General features: G+C 75.1%; 11 protein-coding genes. 4 read left to right on the top strand and 7 right to left on the bottom strand.

Annotation, left to right across the window (positions count from 1 at the left end; all coding sequences use genetic code 11):
* Positions 1-26: 26 nt before the first annotated feature.
* Genes ACH4PY_RS18245 through ACH4PY_RS18235 form a run of 3 tightly spaced genes read right to left on the bottom strand, consistent with a single transcriptional unit; the run spans position 27 to position 6,594 of the window.
* Entirely contained in the window at positions 27-3,434 is a 3,408-nt protein-coding gene (locus ACH4PY_RS18245; protein ID WP_398183092.1) for an SAV_2336 N-terminal domain-related protein, read from the bottom strand.
* Positions 3,435-3,441: 7 nt separating this feature from the next.
* Positions 3,442-4,482 (bottom strand): AAA family ATPase, encoded by a 1,041-nt coding sequence (locus ACH4PY_RS18240; protein ID WP_398183427.1) that lies wholly within the window; start codon positions 4,480-4,482, stop codon positions 3,442-3,444.
* A 48-nt stretch (positions 4,483-4,530) separates the two neighbouring features.
* A complete protein-coding gene (locus ACH4PY_RS18235; protein ID WP_398183089.1) occupies positions 4,531-6,594 on the bottom strand; it encodes a trypsin-like peptidase domain-containing protein in 2,064 nt (687 codons plus the stop codon).
* 136 nt (positions 6,595-6,730) lie between these two features.
* Here ACH4PY_RS18235 and ACH4PY_RS18230 point away from each other — a divergent pair, with 136 nt between their 5' ends.
* The 3 genes from ACH4PY_RS18230 (at position 6,731) to ACH4PY_RS18220 (ending at position 8,842) form a co-directional block, all read left to right on the top strand.
* The gene (locus ACH4PY_RS18230) at positions 6,731-6,916 is read left to right on the top strand and encodes a DUF6104 family protein (protein ID WP_398183086.1); all 186 of its coding nucleotides are present in this window, start codon (positions 6,731-6,733) and stop codon (positions 6,914-6,916) included.
* A 124-nt stretch (positions 6,917-7,040) separates the two neighbouring features.
* Entirely contained in the window at positions 7,041-7,877 is an 837-nt protein-coding gene (locus ACH4PY_RS18225; protein WP_398183083.1) for a DUF4097 family beta strand repeat-containing protein, read from the top strand.
* 5 nt (positions 7,878-7,882) lie between these two features.
* A complete protein-coding gene (locus ACH4PY_RS18220; protein ID WP_398183081.1) occupies positions 7,883-8,842 on the top strand; it encodes a helix-turn-helix transcriptional regulator in 960 nt (319 codons plus the stop codon).
* A gap of 11 nt (positions 8,843-8,853) precedes the next feature.
* Here the strand turns inward: ACH4PY_RS18220 and ACH4PY_RS18215 are convergent, their stop codons facing one another.
* The 3 genes from ACH4PY_RS18215 to ACH4PY_RS18205 are packed head-to-tail and all read right to left on the bottom strand — an operon-like array spanning position 8,854 to position 11,980.
* Positions 8,854-9,819, bottom strand: coding sequence for a zinc-binding dehydrogenase (locus ACH4PY_RS18215; protein WP_398183078.1), 966 nt, complete (start codon positions 9,817-9,819; stop codon positions 8,854-8,856).
* A gap of 20 nt (positions 9,820-9,839) precedes the next feature.
* A complete protein-coding gene (locus tag ACH4PY_RS18210; RefSeq protein WP_398183075.1) occupies positions 9,840-10,607 on the bottom strand; it encodes a hypothetical protein in 768 nt (255 codons plus the stop codon).
* The gene (locus ACH4PY_RS18205; protein ID WP_398183072.1) at positions 10,604-11,980 is read right to left on the bottom strand and encodes a nitrous oxide reductase family maturation protein NosD; all 1,377 of its coding nucleotides are present in this window, start codon (positions 11,978-11,980) and stop codon (positions 10,604-10,606) included. Before ACH4PY_RS18205 ends, ACH4PY_RS18210 begins: the two co-directional genes overlap by 4 nt.
* A 67-nt stretch (positions 11,981-12,047) precedes the next feature.
* Between ACH4PY_RS18205 and ACH4PY_RS18200 the strand changes: the two genes are divergently transcribed.
* A complete protein-coding gene (locus ACH4PY_RS18200; RefSeq protein WP_398183069.1) occupies positions 12,048-13,235 on the top strand; it encodes a Dyp-type peroxidase in 1,188 nt (395 codons plus the stop codon).
* 69 nt (positions 13,236-13,304) lie between these two features.
* On the opposite strand, the gene ACH4PY_RS18195 is transcribed toward ACH4PY_RS18200, so the two are convergent.
* Positions 13,305-15,512, bottom strand: coding sequence for an SdrD B-like domain-containing protein (locus tag ACH4PY_RS18195; protein ID WP_398183066.1), 2,208 nt, complete (start codon positions 15,510-15,512; stop codon positions 13,305-13,307).
* Positions 15,513-15,784 lie beyond the last annotated feature (272 nt).

Below are 15,784 nucleotides of genomic sequence, written 5' to 3'. Positions count from 1 at the left end.
GCCCTCCGTCGGGGGGTGAGTCGGTTTCAGACGTCGTTGCTCAGTGCCGCCAGCCGCTCCGCGGACCGGAGTCCGGGCTCGCCGCCCTCGTCGGGCAGCCTGCGCCACCAGCCGGTCGCGGCGCGGTACGCGTCCGTCGCGGCCCGTCTGCGGTGCGCTGCTTCGTTGACCGCTCCACGCCAATGATGCGCCTGCGCGGCCAGCCGCACCATGGGCAGCGGGTCGGCCGCTCCGGTCGCGGCGCCGGTCGCGGCCTCGGCGGCGCGCCGGTAGGCGTCGTCGGCGAGGTCGAGGCGTTCGCTCCGCCCGGTGTAGGCGTGGGCCAGCCGGTGGACCTGGCCCAGTTCGAAGGCGATGCGGGCGATCTGGTCGGGATCGACGGCGGGCTGGGCGGCGCGGCCGAGCACCCACTCGGCCTCCCGCAGGTCGACGAGGTCGCCCTCCGCGAGGTAGCGGAGCACGAGTGCCTGGCCGAGCATCAGCAGGCGCGACGGCAGCCGCGGGTCGCTCTCCGGGGTCTCGGTGCGGCATTCGCGCAGCACCTGCACGGCGGTGTTGACGAAGGTCTCGCCGCCGGGGAGCCCGGAGCGGTTCAGCAGGACGGCGCCCCATTCGGCGACCAGGCTGCTGTATTCGGGGCGGTCGCGCGGGGTGAGCCGGCAGGCCTCGGCGAACCGGCCCGCGGCGGCCTCCAGTTCGCCGGGCGGGCCGCCCTCGGTGTAGCGGGCGGCGCGGATCCGGCCGGCTCTGGCGAAGATCTCGGCGCGCTGGAGCCGGTCGCGGGTCAGGCCGAGCGCCCGGTCGACGTGCCGCTGCGCCTCGGGCAGCCGGCCGCCGGCGGCGAGCAGCGCGTCGACGAGTTCGAGCAGCGCGCGGACGATCCGTTCCGAGCCCGCTCCCGCCCCGGGCGCACCACCCGTACCACCGGCGGCGCCAGAGGGAGCGGCGGCGCCCGCCCGTTCCAGTTCCTCCAGCGCTCCGGTGAAGGAGGCGGCGGCCTGCTGCGCGTACAGCTGCCTGCGTTCCGTGTCCGGCGTGGTGCCGGACAGCCGCAGGAGGGCACGGCCGCGGGCGGTGGCCAGTGCGCTGGGGCGCGCCTCGGTGGGCGGCCAGGCGTCGGCGAAGGCGTCCAGCATGCCGACGGTCTCCTCCAGGAGCGCGGTGTCGCCGCTCAGCTCCCACTGGCTCTCCAGCACCTGGACCCGCTCCAGGGTGGCGCGCAGCACCCCGCCCGCCTCCAGGCCCGGTACGGCGCACAGCGCGGTGAGTTCGCGGTCGGCGCGGCGCAGGTGCTCCAGGGCGCCGCGGATGTCGCCGACCGCGGTGCGGTCGTCGGCGCAGGCGCGCAGCACCCAGGCGAGGACCTCGCGGGCGCGGACCGAACCGGGGTGCGAGACGGCGATCTTCGCGGCCTCCTGCGCCTCGCGCAGCAGCTCGGGGCTGCGGCGCAGCCGCCACAGCCGGATGAGCTGCTCGGCGAACTCGGCCCACAGTTCCGGGTCGGTGGCGTGCCCGCGCTCCTGCCGGGTGGCGGTGCGCAGCAGCGCCACCGCGTCGATCAGGTTCTGCACCATGTCCTCGGACAGGAAGGCCGCGACGAGTTCCCTGGCCTCCTCCAGTGCCGCCGCGCCGGTTCCGGTACGGCCCGCGGCGGTGAGGCGGCCGCCGGTCGTGCCCGGCGTGCCGTCGGCGCCGCCGTCCGTCCCGGCTTCCGTGCCGTCCGGCGCGACGAAGCGCTCCAGCACCCGCGCGGCCACTTCCGCGAAGGGCTGGGAGCCGTCGGCGCCCGCGGTGCCGCCCTCGGCGAGGGCTGCCCGGCGCGCGGCGGCGGCCACGGCGGCGTCGGCGACGGGGTCGGCGGGGCCGTCGGTGAGCTGGTTGACGGCCATCGCGAGGAAGTTGGGCCCGCCGCGGCCGAAACGCTGCTCGACGTACGCCGAACAGTGCTTGAGCACCAGCGCGGCCTCGTCGCGGCCGAGCGGCAGCAGCAGCTCGTCGCGTACGCCGGGCGTGAACTCGTACCACCGGTGGTCGTCGCCGTCCGTGCGGACGACCAGTCCGCTGAGCAGCACCTCGGCCAGTTCCGCGGGGCCGGACAGCGGCAGCATGGTGCGCTGGACGATCTGCATGACGGGCAGGAAGAGCGGCGCCGCCGAGAGGTAGACGGCCAGGTGCGAGGCGGCGGGCGAGGCGGAGGAGCGGAACGTCTCGACGAGCGGGCCGGGCGGCTGCGGGGCGCGGCGGGGGCGGCCGGGGCTCGCGGGCTGGTCGGAGCGCACCCAGCCGACGGCGGCGGGCACCTCCCCGGCCCCCGTCCCGGCCAGCAGCCGCGCCCACGCGCCGAGTGCCTGCGCGGTGGGCGGCAGGACGGGTACGGGCAGGGCGTCGCCCGCGGGCGGGGTGGTGAAGCCCCCGGCGCCGGCCGAGAAGCGCAGCGCGGCGGCGGGCACCGGCCCCTCCGCGCGGTGCAGCACCCCGTAGGAGACGGGCAGCCGGGTGCGGGCCCACAGCCGGGTCGGCAGCGGCTGCAGCACGGCGACGGGCCCGTACGCGGCGAGCCGGTGCAGCAGCCGGTGCGCCTGCCCGGAGCGCCACAGCGGGCCCACGCAGTCGCTGACCAGCAGGGTGATCCGGCGTCCTGTGGGGTCGCCGAGCTGCTCGGCGGAGCGCAGTTCGGCGGGCTCGGGGTCGAAGTGGCGGCTGACGGCGGGGCTGCCCTCGGGCCCGGCGTGCAGGTAGCGGACCTGCACCTCGTGGAAGGCGCCGAGGCGTTCGAAGACGCCGCCGAGGTCGCGCAGCATGCGTTCCCACACGTACATCGACGAGGACGCGTCCATGAGCAGCTGCATGGTGGCGTTGCCGCGCCGGTCGGGGCGGAAGACGGGCAGCAGCAGGCCGCCGGCCAGCGCGGTGCGCTCGGCGGTCGCGGCTTCGTCGAGCAGGCTGCGCAGCGGGCGGGCGGGCGTGTGGTAGCGCTGCAACGGGCGCAGGGCGGCCTGGAGTTCGAGCAGCCGGGGCAGCGCGGGCGCCTCGGGTACGGCGACGGCGAGGCCCGCCGGACCGGTCCGGGCGCGGCCGGTGTCGCCGCCGCCCGGGTAGAGGTGCAGCATGCCGGGGGGCTCGTCCTCGGGCGGGGCGAGCCGGCTCCCGGCGCCGTCGCTGCCGTCGGCGGGCACCTGCGGCAGGTCGCCGGGGGTGCCCGCGCCGCCGCCACCGGTCGGCGGCCGGTCGACGGGGCCGGGCGGCGGTACGGGCTCGCGGGCGGTGGGCTGCGACCAGCGGGCCAGCCACAGGGCGTCGGCCAGTTCGTCCTCGCCCGGGTGCAGCCCGGCGCCGCTCAGCCGCCCGACGAGTTCGGCGACCGGGTCGGGCGGGCCGTCCGGACCGGGCCCGCCGGGGCCGGGCGGCGCGGAGGTCTCGTGCTCGGCGTCCACAGCCGCCTCACCTGGGCCGGTCGAGCCGCTGGATGAGCATGTCCGCGAGCCGGGAGCGGGTGGGGGGCGCGGCATGGTGGGTGAGGTAGATCGCGTTGAGCAGCTGGTCGGTGGCCAGCAGTTCGCTGCGCGAGCGGTCCAGGAAGCGGGTCACCAGCTCCTCGCTCAGCTCGGCCGCCTCGTCACCGAGGTGGGCGCGCACGACGGTGGAGAGCCGCTGGTGGTCGGGGCGGTCCAGCTCCAGGTGGATGCAGCGGCGCAGCAGCGGCGCCGGGAAGTCCCGCTCGCCGTTGCTGGTGAGGATCACGAACGGGAAGGCGTGGCAGCGGATCCTGCCCTCGTTGACGGTGACCTTGGCGCCGTCGTCGGTCATGACGTCGACCTGCGGTTCGCGCTCGGCGAGCCGCTCCAGCTCCGGGACGCCGAACTCGCCCTCCTCCATGACGTTGAGCAGGTCGTTCGGCAGGTCGATGTCGCTCTTGTCCAGCTCGTCGATGAGCAGCACGCGGGGCTTCCTGGTCGGCAGCAGCGCGGTGCCGAGCGGGCCGAGCCGGATGTAGCTGCCGATGCCGCCGGGCGGGGCCGTCCCGGTGTTGGCGGCGATCTGGGTGTCCTGGAGGCGGGCGATGGCGTCGTAGCGGTAGAGCCCGTCCTGGAGGACGCTGCGGCTGACGATCGGCCAGTGCAGCACCCGGCCGAGGCCCAGTTCGTGCGCGACGGCGTGCGCCAGGGTGCTCTTGCCCGAGCCGGGGCTGCCGGTCACCAGAAGCGGGCGGCGCAGGTACAGCGCCGCGTTGACCATCTCCAGCTCCTCGGGGCTGGGGCGGTGCATCTCGGCCATGTGCCGGAAGGCGCCGAGGCGGCGGGTGGACGAGCTGTCCGGGCCGGGTCCGGGCGCGACGAGGGGGCCGCCGTCGAAGTCCCGCCAGGGTGGTGGGGCGGGCAGCGCGTCGATACGGGTGTGCGGCTCGCCGGTGCCGCGGTAGATGAGCCAGTCGCCGGCCTGTCCGCCCGGTGCCGCCTCCGCCGCGCCCGCCGTCTCCGGCACGCCTGTGGTGTCGGCCGTCTCACTCACCGCGGTACCTCGCATCCGTCGTCACGGTGCCTCCAATAGGTCGTCCGCCCCCGGCAGGGGGCGCGTCGGATCCGTGCACAGCATCGTCAGCCCGGTCGCCCAGTAGCTCTCCGGCACCTTGCGGGCGACCTTGGCGCGCAGGTCGGCGAGGGCGGCGGGGAGCCGGCCCGCGGTGCGCGCGACCCGTACGGTGTGGGCCACCCCGCGGTGGAAGTCGGCGCACAGCATGTCCTGGCCGACCGGTTCGTGACGCCACAGCGCGACGCTGTAGCCGCTCAGGAAGACCCGGTTGAGGGCGTCGTGCGCGGTGTCCGCGCTGCGGCACAGCACCGGCAGGGTGTCGTTGAGCCGGTCGCGCAGCGCGCTCTCGCCGGGCAGCTCGCTGGGAACGCCGTCGTCGCAGTCCAGGACGTCGGGGCGGGGGCGCTGGGTGGTGAGCGTGTCCCAGCGGGCGACCCGCCGGGCGGCCTGCTCCGCGTCCTCGGGGGGTGTGTCGGTGCGCCGGATCACGACCGGCCGGTCGGGGGTGAGCGTGCCGCCGCCCGGTCCGAACGGCCAGTCGGCGGCGGCGAGCGGGATGAAGTCGCCGGGCACCGCGAGCTGCAGCGGGGCCAGGACGCGGGCGGAGTCGCAGCGGCGGAAGGCCTCCCGCAGCGGCTGGCGCAGCGCCCCGGGCAGCGCGGCCAGCTCGGTGCGGAAGCCGTCCTCGATGACCTGCACCCGCCCTTCCGGGTGCATCACGGTGACCCGCCAGTCGAAGCGGCTGGGATCCCAGCCGTCCCCCGGGAAGAGCAGCAGGACCGCCTCGGGCCCGGTCCACTGCTCGGGCGTGAGGTCGACGCTCGTCCGGCCGCGCGAGCCCGCGCGCGAGCGCCGCTCCTCGCCGAGGGTGAAGCGGAAGACCCGTTCCAGGGCGGCCTCGCCCGCGTGGGCCTCCGCCCACTCCCACACCGCGCGCTCGGCGGGGTCGTCGAGGTCGCCGAGCCGGTCGGCGGTCGCGGCGAGCATCGCGTAGCGCAGCACGGCCTGCATCTCGGTGGTGCCGCGCCGCAGCTCGTAGAGCAGGCCGAGGCCGTCCCGCCAGGCGCGCGGGGCGAGGTCCACCTCGAAGGAGGTGCGGCGGGCGTTCTCGACGATCTTGCGCAGGGTCTCCGCGTCGGACGGCGGCGGGAGCTGTGCGAGCAGGCCGAGCAGCTTGGTGCGCAGGCCCGGGGTGAGGGCGCGGCCCGCGCACGCGTCGATCTCGCTGTGCACGTCGGTCCAGGTGTCGCCGCTGCCGCTGACGGAGTTGTGCCGGTCGGCGTGGTAGAGGTCGTGCGCCGACATCACCCGCTGGTAGAGGTCGGCGACCGGCTCCGGCTGGTGGCGGTCCACGGCCGGGCCCCGCTCGACGCCGGGCAGCCGCCGTAACTGCTGGACGGGGACGGCGAGCCCGCCGTCCTGGTGCGCGGTGCGCTGCGCCTTGACGACCCCGATGACCTCGCCGCGCACCAGGTCCAGCACCGGGCCGCCGGACACGCCGTGCGGGATCTCGTCGTCGCCGAGCCGCAGCATGCTGCCGAGCTGGCCGCGGACCGTGCAGCGGCCGTCGAACGCCTCGACGTCACCGGTCAGCTCGGTGTAGCCGAGGTACGCCACGAGGCTCGCGGGATACGTGCGCGGGGTGCGCTCGCTGAGGTACACGCACGGGTGGTCCACCGGATCCAGCAGCCGCACCAGGGCCAGGTCGGGTGCGGGCCACGCACCGCGGCCCTCCCACACGGCGGGCTCGGCCCACTCCACGACACCGTCGAGCATGCGCTCGCCCCAGCCGACCGTGACCTTCGCCTCAGCGGCCTCCACCGGCTCGCCCGCCGCCGTCTCCTCCTGCGCCCTGTCCGGCCCGGCCGCCTCGCCCGGCGCGCGGCTCACCACATGGGCGCAGGTCAGCACCCACTGCGGGGCGACGAAGAAGCCGCTGCCGTAGAGCGGGTGCCCGGCACCGGCCCCGTGGATACGGACGGTGGCCCTGCGGGCCAGCGGAACGAGGTAGTCGGCCGGGTCCGCGTCGTCGGCCGGGTCGGAATCGGCGCTGTGCGGTGTCACCCCGTCCCCCTCACGCCGTCGCTCGCGTCCCCCTCCGGGGCTGCTCCTATCCTTGCGGTTGCAGCTGTTTCCCGTCCCCGTCCTCCGCAGTTCTTCCCCGTCCTGTTACCGTCCCACCCCTGTTCTGGAGCAGATCTTGTACTTCACCGACCGCGGCATCGAGGAACTCGCCGACCGGCGCGGAGAGGAGGAGGTCACGCTCGAATGGCTGGCCGACCGCCTCCGCGAGTTCGTCGACCTCAATCCCGAGTTCGAGATCCCGGTCGAGCGCCTCGCGACATGGCTCGCCCGCCTCGACGACGAGGATGACGCCGACGACTAGCCCGCCGGTTGCGCCCCGGGGTGAGGGGCTGAGCCTCATTCTTGACACGAGCGGGACGCGATATATCGTGTGACTCAAGCAGACGCGGTATATCGCGTCCCGCTCGCCCACAAGGAGGCGCACGATGAACGACCGCACCGTCAGCGAACCCGGCACGTTCGAGTTCGAGGGCGCCCTCGACACGCTCTGCGTCCGCATCGTCGGCGGCGCCGTCAACGTCGTGGGCACCGGCGAGGGCCCCGCCCGGATGGAGATCACCGAGCTGGCCGGACCGCCGCTGATCGTGACGCAGAAGGGCCGCACCCTGACCGTCGCGTACGAGGACCTGAACTGGAAGGGCTTCCTCAAGTGGCGCGAGCGGCACAGCTGGCGGCGGCGCGCGGTGATCTCGCTCGCGGTGCCGCAGCAGACCTCCGTGGAGGTCGGCGTGGTGACCGCGGGTGCGGTGATCTCCGGGATCAGCGGCTCCACCGTGGTGCAGGGCGTCAACGGCGACACCACCCTCGTGGGCCTCACCGGCCCGGTGAAGGCGCACACCGTCGCCGGCAACGTGGAGGCGCAGTCGCTGTCCGGCGATCTGCGGGTCAACACCGTCAGCGGTGACCTCACCGTCGTCGAGGGCAGCGGCCCCGGCGTGCACGCGGACTCGGTCAGCGGGTCGATGGTGCTGGACCTCGACCCCACGGCCGGTGCGGACGTCCACCTCACGACGGTCTCCGGCGAGATCGCCATCCGCATCCCCGAGCCGGGCGACGCCGATGTCGAGGCGAACACCACGAGCGGCAAGGTCTCCTGCGCCTTCGACGAACTGGAGGTCAGCGGCATGTGGGGCGCCAAGCGCATCACCGGCCGGGTCGGCGACGGCGGCACCCGGCTGCGTGCCACCACCGTCTCCGGCTCCATCGCGCTGCTGCGCAGGCCTCCCCTGGAGGACGCGCCCTCGTTCCGGAAGGACCTCTGATCACCATGGCGCCCGTCTTCGCCCACGGCCGGCTGCGGCTGTACCTGCTCAAGCTCCTCGACGAGTCGCCGCGGCACGGCTACGAGGTCATCCGGCTGCTGGAGGAACGCTTCCACGGCCTGTACGCGCCCTCGGCCGGCACGGTCTACCCACGGCTGGCCAAGCTGGAGAAGGAGGGCCTGGTCACGCACTCCACCGAGGGCGGCCGCAAGGTCTACTCCCTCACCGACGAGGGCCGGGCGGAGCTTGCCGCGCGGGCCGACGAGATCGCCGGTCTGGAGGCGGAGATCCGCGCGTCGGTCTCCACCCTCGCCGCCGAGATCCGCGAGGACGTCCGGGGCGCGGCGGGCGACCTGCGCCGCGAGGTGCGGGCCGCCGCCCAGCAGGCCAGGACGAAGCCGGAGGACGCGGGGTATCCGTACCGCGAGGCCACCAGGGAGTGGAAGGAGCAGGCCAAGCAGGCCCGCGAGGAGAGCCGCCGGGCGAAGGAGGAGGCGCGGGCGGCGCGCAAGCAGGCGAAGGACGCGCGGGACGCGGTGGACAGCGCGCGGGACGAGTTCCAGCGCATCGCGCACCAGGTGCAGAGCCAGGTCCAGGAGCACGCCAGGACCGGCGACTGGCAGTCCGGCCTGCGCGAGGGCCTGGCCGAACTGAGCCGCGAACTGGGCCGGTTCGGCATCCCGGGCATGGGTACGGCCGCGGGCCCGGACGCGCCGAAGTCCCCGTGGTCGCCGCCGCACGAGCCGTCCGCCGGGGAGGAAGCGAAGGACGGGCAGGACGACGCGCCGCCGTCCGACAACCCGGTGCGGGACTTGGAGCGGCTGCTCGACCGCTTCCGGGACGACGTGCGCGACACCGCCCGCGACCACGGGGTGACGGACCCGCAGCTGCGCGAGGTCCGCCGCCACCTCAAGGCGGCGGCGGCCCGTATCGCGGCGACGCTGCACGGCGGCAAGCAGCCCTGAACGGCCGGGCGTCAGCGGTTGGTGAGCACGATCTTCCCGAAGACGTCGCCGCTCTCCAGCCGCTCGAAGCCCTCGCGCGCCCGGTCCATCGGCAGCACGCTGTCGACGACCGGGCGTACGCCGGTGAGCGCGCAGAAGTTCAGCAGGTCCGCCAGCTCTTCCTTGGAGCCCATGGTCGAGCCGACGACCTTCAGCTCCAGGAAGAAGATGCGGTTCAGCTCCCCGGCGGGCGGGTTGGGCCCGCTGGTGGCGCCGGAGATGACCAGGGTGCCGCCGGGGCGCAGGGATGTGACGGAGTGCGACCAGGTGGCGGCGCCCACCGTCTCGATGACCGCGTCCACCCGCTCGGGCAGCCGGGTGCCGGGCTCCACGGCGGCGTGCGCGCCCAGTTCCAGCGCCCGTTGCCTCTTCCCCTCGTCACGGCTGGTTGCGTAGACTCTCAGCCCTGCGGCACGAGCGAGCACGATCGCGGCTGTCGCCACCCCGCCCCCCGCGCCCTGCACGAGCACCGCGTCCCCGGGGCGCACCCCGGCGTTGGTGAAGAGCATCCGGTACGCCGTCAGCCACGCGGTCGGCAGGCAGGCCGCCTCCTCGAAGCTCAGCCCGGCGGGCTTGGGCAGCACGTTCCACGCGGGCACGCTCACCAGTTCGGCGAAGGTGCCCTGGTACTTCTCCGTCAGCAGCGAGCGCCGCTCGCGCGGGCCGACCCCGTGGCCGGTCTGCCCGATGACGGAGTGGACGACGACCTCGTTGCCGTCCTCGTCGGTCCCGGCGGCGTCGCAGCCGAGGATCATCGGCAGGCTCTCCTCGCCCAGTCCCACCCCGCGCAGCGACCACAGGTCGTGGTGGTTGAGCGAGGCCGCCCTGACCCGTACGGTCGTCCAGCCCTCCCGCTTCCCCGGCTCCGGTCTCTCCCCCGACTCCAGCCCGGTCAGCGGCTGCTTCTTGTCGATGCGCGCGGCATACACAGCAAACATCCCCGCACGCTAACGCACGTTCACGGGGTGGCGGCAGGTGGCCCGGCCGGGGCCGGGCCGGGGTAGGGGGCGGTGAGGTCGGCGGTCATCCAGTCCGGGGAGCCGGGCAGCTCGGCGGAGAAGCGGCGCAGCAGACCGGCGGCGTCGATCCAGTAGCGGGTGTGGCCGCCCGGCGCGGGCGACGGCGTACCCGGGGCGGAGGGAGCCGGCGTGCCGGGGGCGGCGGGGCCCGCGTATTCGGTGACGGGCCGTCCGCCGACGGTGGCGGCGCCGATCCTGGCCGCCCCGCTGCGGGCGAGGAGCTGGGCGTTGTCGGGGCGGTCGGCGGCCAGGCCGAGGAGCAGGGCGAGGGCGGTGTCGACGGTCGAGGTGTCCGGGTCCAGGGGGCGTTCGGGGCTCCAGCCGCCGGTGGGCGGCTGCGCGGGGGCCGGGCCGGGCCAGTCGAAGTGCGCGGCGACGGTGGTGCGGTTCCAGCGCAGCAGGTGCTGCCAGTGCCGCGCGGTGCCGGGGGTGGCGTCGCGGAGCAGGCCGTAACCGGTGTGGGCGCGCCAGTCCAGGCGGGCGTCGAGGACGACCCGGCTGCCGGGCAGCGGCACGGTCGCGGTGACGTGGGCGCTGCCCGCCCGGTAGTTGGTGAAGCGGGTGAGGGCGAGCGACTCGGCCTGCTGCCCGGTCAGCGGCGCCGGGTGCGGGGTGCCGCCGGAGTGGCCGCACCCGGCGAGCGGGAGCAGGGCGGCGGTGAGGGCCGCCGCGAGGGCGGTACGGGCGCGGCGGGGGCGGCGGGTCATCGGCCCGCCTCCCGGGGGGAGTTGGTGCGGGCCGTGCGGCTGTCGTCGGCGAGCAGTCCGGGGCCGGGCAGCGGCACGTGCTCGGGGTGGACGGCCCCGGGCAGGCCGGTGGCGGGCTGCGCGGGGGCGGTGGCGGCGTGCGGCAACTGGGGCTGGGCGGGCGGCGGGGCGACGTCCAGGAAGGGGATCCCGGCGGGGGCGGGGGTGATGCGGAGGGCGGGCCCGGCGGAGCGGGTGTTGCCCCGCGGGCAGCGGGCGGTGGCGGCGAGACCGGCGGGGAGGGTGCTGTGCGCGGTGTTGTCCTGGAGGCAGTTGCCCTGGCCGGGGGCCCGCTGGGAGGCCTGGTAGGCGATGTCCACACCGTTGCCGGTCACGGTGTTGGCGGTGAGGCGGTTGCGCAGCGGGGGGAGGTCCTCGTTGGAGGCGAGGACGACTCCGGCGCGGGAGTTGCCGGTGACGAGGTTGCGCCGGATGTCGTTGTCCGTGCCGCCTGCGATCCCGATGCCGATGCCGAAGCCGCCGTCGGCCTGTTCGGGCGTGGCCGCCTCGGTGTTGTCGGCGACGAGGTTGCCCGCGACCGTCGCGCCGCTCTGCGGCACGTAGGCCTCCAGGTACTCGGAGTCGACGGTCATGCCGACCCGGTTGCGGGTGAAGCGGTTGCCGAGCACCCAGATGTCGCCGCCGGCGTTCGTCCCCTCGTAGCCGACGGCGTTGTACTCGGCGACGTTGCCGCGCACCAGGATGTCGCAGGGCTTGCACTGGCCGACGTAGAGGCCGGAGTCCGCGCTTCCGGAGGCGTGGTTGTCCTCCAGGACGCCGTGCCGGGCGTTGAAGGCGTAGATGCCGTAGAGGCCGTTGGCGTGCGCGGTGACGTAGCGGACCCGGAAGCCGGTCAGCGGCGGGTACCTGGCCGGGTCGAGGCGGGTGTAGCCGTCGCTGCCGCGGGCGATGCCGTCGGCGCCGTCCGTCATCCCGGTCACGAGGACGCCGTTGAGCAGGTGGTTGCGCACGGTGAGGTTCTCCACGGAGACACCGGGGGCGGTGACGACGACGCCGTTGTTGCGGCGGCCCTGGCCGTCGATGACGACCCGGTTGCGGTCGGTGCCGCGCAGGACCACCCGTTCGGTGCGGATCCGGACGCTCTCGTGGTAGACGCCGGGTGACACCAGGACGAGGCCGCCGGGCCGGGCGCGGTCCACGGCGGCCTGGATGGTCGGCGCCTGCGCCGGGACGCGGATGACGCCCACGGGGCCGCCCGCCTTGGCGTCCCCGGCCAGGGGACCGCAGCCCCCGCACAGCACGGTCAGTACGGCGGCCAGGGCCAGGAACGTCCAGCGGGCGGGCCCGCGGCGGCGGGGGAAGGCAGGGGGCACGGTTCGCTCTCCTCGGGCGGGGCGGCCCGGGTGCCGGCCCTCTCGGAGAGCACCTTAGAGTGTTCACGTGACTACCGAGAGTGCCGACATGACGGGAGCACCGGATCTCCGGCCCGCCCTCCCCCGGCGCCATCTGCTGGGCGGCGCGGCCGTGTTGACGCCCGCCCTGCTCGCCGGGTGCACGACCGGGACGGCCCGCACCCCCGCGGCCGGGAGGGCGCCCGGCGCCGGGGGCGCGGCCGCGGTCGCCGCGCGGGGCGCCCGGCAGGCGGGGGTGGACCGGCCCGCGCAGCCGCAGCCGCACCTGGAGCTGGCGGTCTTCGACCTGCCCGGCGGCCGGGACGCCGCCCGGTCGGTGCTGGCGGAGCTGGGCGGGCGGATCGGCGGGCTGCTCGCCGGGGCGGACCCGCTCCTGGCGGGGCTGCCGCCGGGCGATCTGACGGTGACGGCCGGGGCCGGTCCGCGGGTGGTGCGGATGGCGGGCGAGCGGCTGCCGGGCGCGCAGGCGCTGCCCGCGTTCGCGCGCGAGGCCGTCGCGGACGCGGACCGCGGCGGCGACCTGATGCTCCAGATCTGCGCGACCGACCCGCAGGTGGTGACGCTCGCGGGGATGTCGCTGCGCGCCCTGCTGGCCGCCCGGTCGGTCCGTCCGCGCTGGTCGCAGTACGGTTTCCGGCCGCCCGCGGCCGCGCCCGGCCCGGTACGCAACCTGCTGGGCTTCCTCGACGGCGTCTCCGTGCCGCGCACCCCGGAGGAGATGTCCCGCGAGGTGTGGCTGCCGGGCCCCGGGCCGGTACGGGACGGGACGGTCGCGGTGGTCCGCCGGATGCGGCTGGACGTGCCGGGCTTTCTCGCGCTGGGCGTCCCGGCGCAGGAGCGGGCGGTCGGGCGGCGGCGCGCGGACGGGGCGCCGCTGTCCGGCGGGGGCCCGGACGCGGCGGTGGACCTCGGGGCGAAGTCGGCGGCGGGCCGGTACCTCGTCCCGGCGATGGCCCACGTACGGCGGGCGCACCCGGCCGAGACCGGCAGCGGCCTGATGCTGCGGCGCGGCTACAGCTACGCCAACTCCCCCGCGGACCAGGGCCTGCTGTTCGTGTCCTTCCAGCGCGAGCTGAGCACGTTCACCCGGACGCAGGCGCGGCTGGACGACGGGGACGCGCTCATGGCCTTCGCCACGGCGACGGCCTCGGGGAGCTTCCTGGTCCTGCCCGGCTTCTCGGCGGCGCGCCCGCTGGGGTCGTCGCTGTTCGGCTGAGCGACCGGTACGTGCCGCGGGGAGGGCCCGGTGGGGTCCGGCCCCTCCCCGCGGTTCACCCGTCCGGGGTCAGGTGCCCATCCACAGTCCCGCGTCGATCGAGTGGTCGACGGTGCCGGGCGGGCCGGTCGTCACGGTCGCGACGGCGGTGTCGGACTCCTCGTCGTCACCGGTCGGCACCGCGTCGGAGTTGATGTCGTCCCCGGGGCGCCCCTCGCGGGTCCACCACAGCTCGCCCGGGTCGAGCGGGCCGTCGGGGATGGCCGACACGTCGGCGGTCGACTTGTCGAAGGTGAGCGTGTAGGCGGTCTCCGGGCGCAGCCCGTCGCGGTGGTCGAAGTAGTACTCGCCGTTGGCATCGGTGCGCTTGACGGCCACGACCCGGCCGCTGCTGTCGCGCAGGGTCACGGTGACGCCGGGGATGCCGTGCGTCTCCTGGCTGCCCTGGGTGCCGCCGCCGTCGTCGTACCAGACCCGGTTGCCGATCTGCACCGGCGGCTCGTCGCACAGCAGCTCCAGGTCGCCGAGGCCGTTGGCCTTGCCGAAGCCGCCGTCGTTGGCGTAGACGACGCCGAAGCCCTGCTGGGAGGGGTCGTTGCCGCGGCTGCCGGTCTCCCGGTCGAACCAGCCGACGCCGCCGGCGAACAGCTCGCGGGCCGGGTCGAGCATGGTGCTGGCGATACGGCCGTTGCCGAGCGGCAGCGCGAGGGCGCCCTGCGCGGTCTCCTGGTGGTACTGCCCGGTGTAGTAGTAGTCGCCGGTGTAGAACTCGTTGCCGCTGCGGGGGCAGCCGGGGCCGCCCTCCCAGACGAAGTCGCCGGCCGTGTCGCGGCAGACCTTGATGATGTCGCCGCCGGTGGCGTTGGTCTCCAGCTTGTCCGGGTTCGCGTTCGGGTTGGGGCTGTAGATCTGCAGCCCGTGCTGGTCGCCGGTGCGGTCACGGAAGCCGAGGACGAGCGAGCCGTCCCGCTCGACCTCGATGTCGCTGAGCATCGGCTGCGGGTAGGCCCAGACCCCCGTCCCGGGGGCGACGGGGAACTGCGTGAGGTCGTCCCTGGTCCACGGGTTCCAGTTGCCGGGGGTGGGGACGACGGCCGGGTCGCGCGGGAAGTTCAGCGGCTGGTCCACCAGCGGGGTGCCCAGGAAGGTGCCGGTCGCCGGGTTGAACTGCCACACCACGGCCTTGAGGTCGGACACGTTCTGGCTGGACTGCGCCGAGCACACACCGCCCGCGTACAGCACGCCGTCGCGCCAGCCGAGGCCCATGGGCCGCCAGTCGTCCGGGTTCGCGCACGCCGAGTCCGGGATGTCGACCGGCGCGCCGAGCGGGGCCGCGGCGGTGGGCTGGGTGGCGTCGTACGTGTAGAGCTTGCGGTCCTTCATGTTGACGACGTAGAGCCGCGAGCCGTCGCCGGAGATCTCGACGTCCCCCAGCGACTCCTGGCCGACGACCGCCGCGAAGGGGGCGTCGAGCCGGTTGCCCTGGTTGTGGGGCGTGCTGCCCGCGTTCGGCACCGTGGTGAACAGGGTGGTGGCGCCGGTGTCGCGGTCGGTGACGTAGATCGCACCGGGGCCGCCGGGCCCGTAGGTGGTGTGCCGCTTGGCGTAGGCGCCGGAGAAGATGCGCCGGTCCTTCTTGCGGTAGGCCAGCCCGTAGAGCGCGCCGGTCTGGGCGACGGAGGTGAGGCGGCGCGGGTTGCTCTGGTTGCCCTGGGTGTCGCCGCGCGAGCTGTACGGGAAGGTGACCAGGGTCTTCTGCCCGGGTTTGGTGGCCGCCTGCTGACAGGGCGTCACCAGGTCGGGGTTGTCCTGGCAGTAGTCCTCGGGGTTCCAGACGCCGAAGTTCAGCGTGGCGTCGTTGCCGTCGTTGAGGTCCACGAAGGCCAGGTGGGAGGACAGCCCGGTGCCCGCCAGCGAGGGGCTGAGGAAGCCCTGCCCGGTCTGCGGGTCGTACTTGTTCGGCCAGTCCAGCAGCTCCACCTTGTACTGGCCGTTGGAACGGCTCCAGTTGGTGGTGTCGATGGTGACCGTGCCGTCGCGGCCGATCGGGTACTCGCGGCAGGTGCGGCTGCGGCGGTCCTCGCACAGCCGTACCCGGCCGGGCCCCAGCGGGACCTGGATGGCGTCGTTGCGATCGCCCTTGGCGGCGAAGTCGCGGAAGAGGTTGACCGTCAGCTTGCCCTCGCCCGCCGAGGCGGTGGCCGGCTGCGGCGGCATCAGGGCGCCGGCCGCGCACAGCGCGCCCAGCACCCCCAGCCACGTCTTGCTCCTGAACACTTCTCTCCTGTGGTGGAAGCAGATGGAGTGGAACGCCAGGAGTCCCGCCGGTACGGGAGGAACAGGAAAATACCGGACGGAACGCCGGGTGCCACCACAGAGAGTAAGAGAGAAACTACTCAGCGTCGCCTGTTCGGCCACAGGAAGCACCGAACAGGCGACGCCGGGCGCGGGCCGCGCACCCCGGCGGCCCGGGAGGACGGCCGAAAAGAAGACCGCACCCGTTCCGACGTGGCCGCCCTGGGGCGGCCCGCGGAGCGGGTGCGGACGGA

This window comes from Streptomyces sp. NPDC021224, from assembly GCF_044332905.1.
Classification (GTDB): Bacteria; Actinomycetota; Actinomycetes; order Streptomycetales; family Streptomycetaceae; genus Actinacidiphila.
This window is presented reverse-complemented; position numbering and strand designations above follow the sequence as displayed.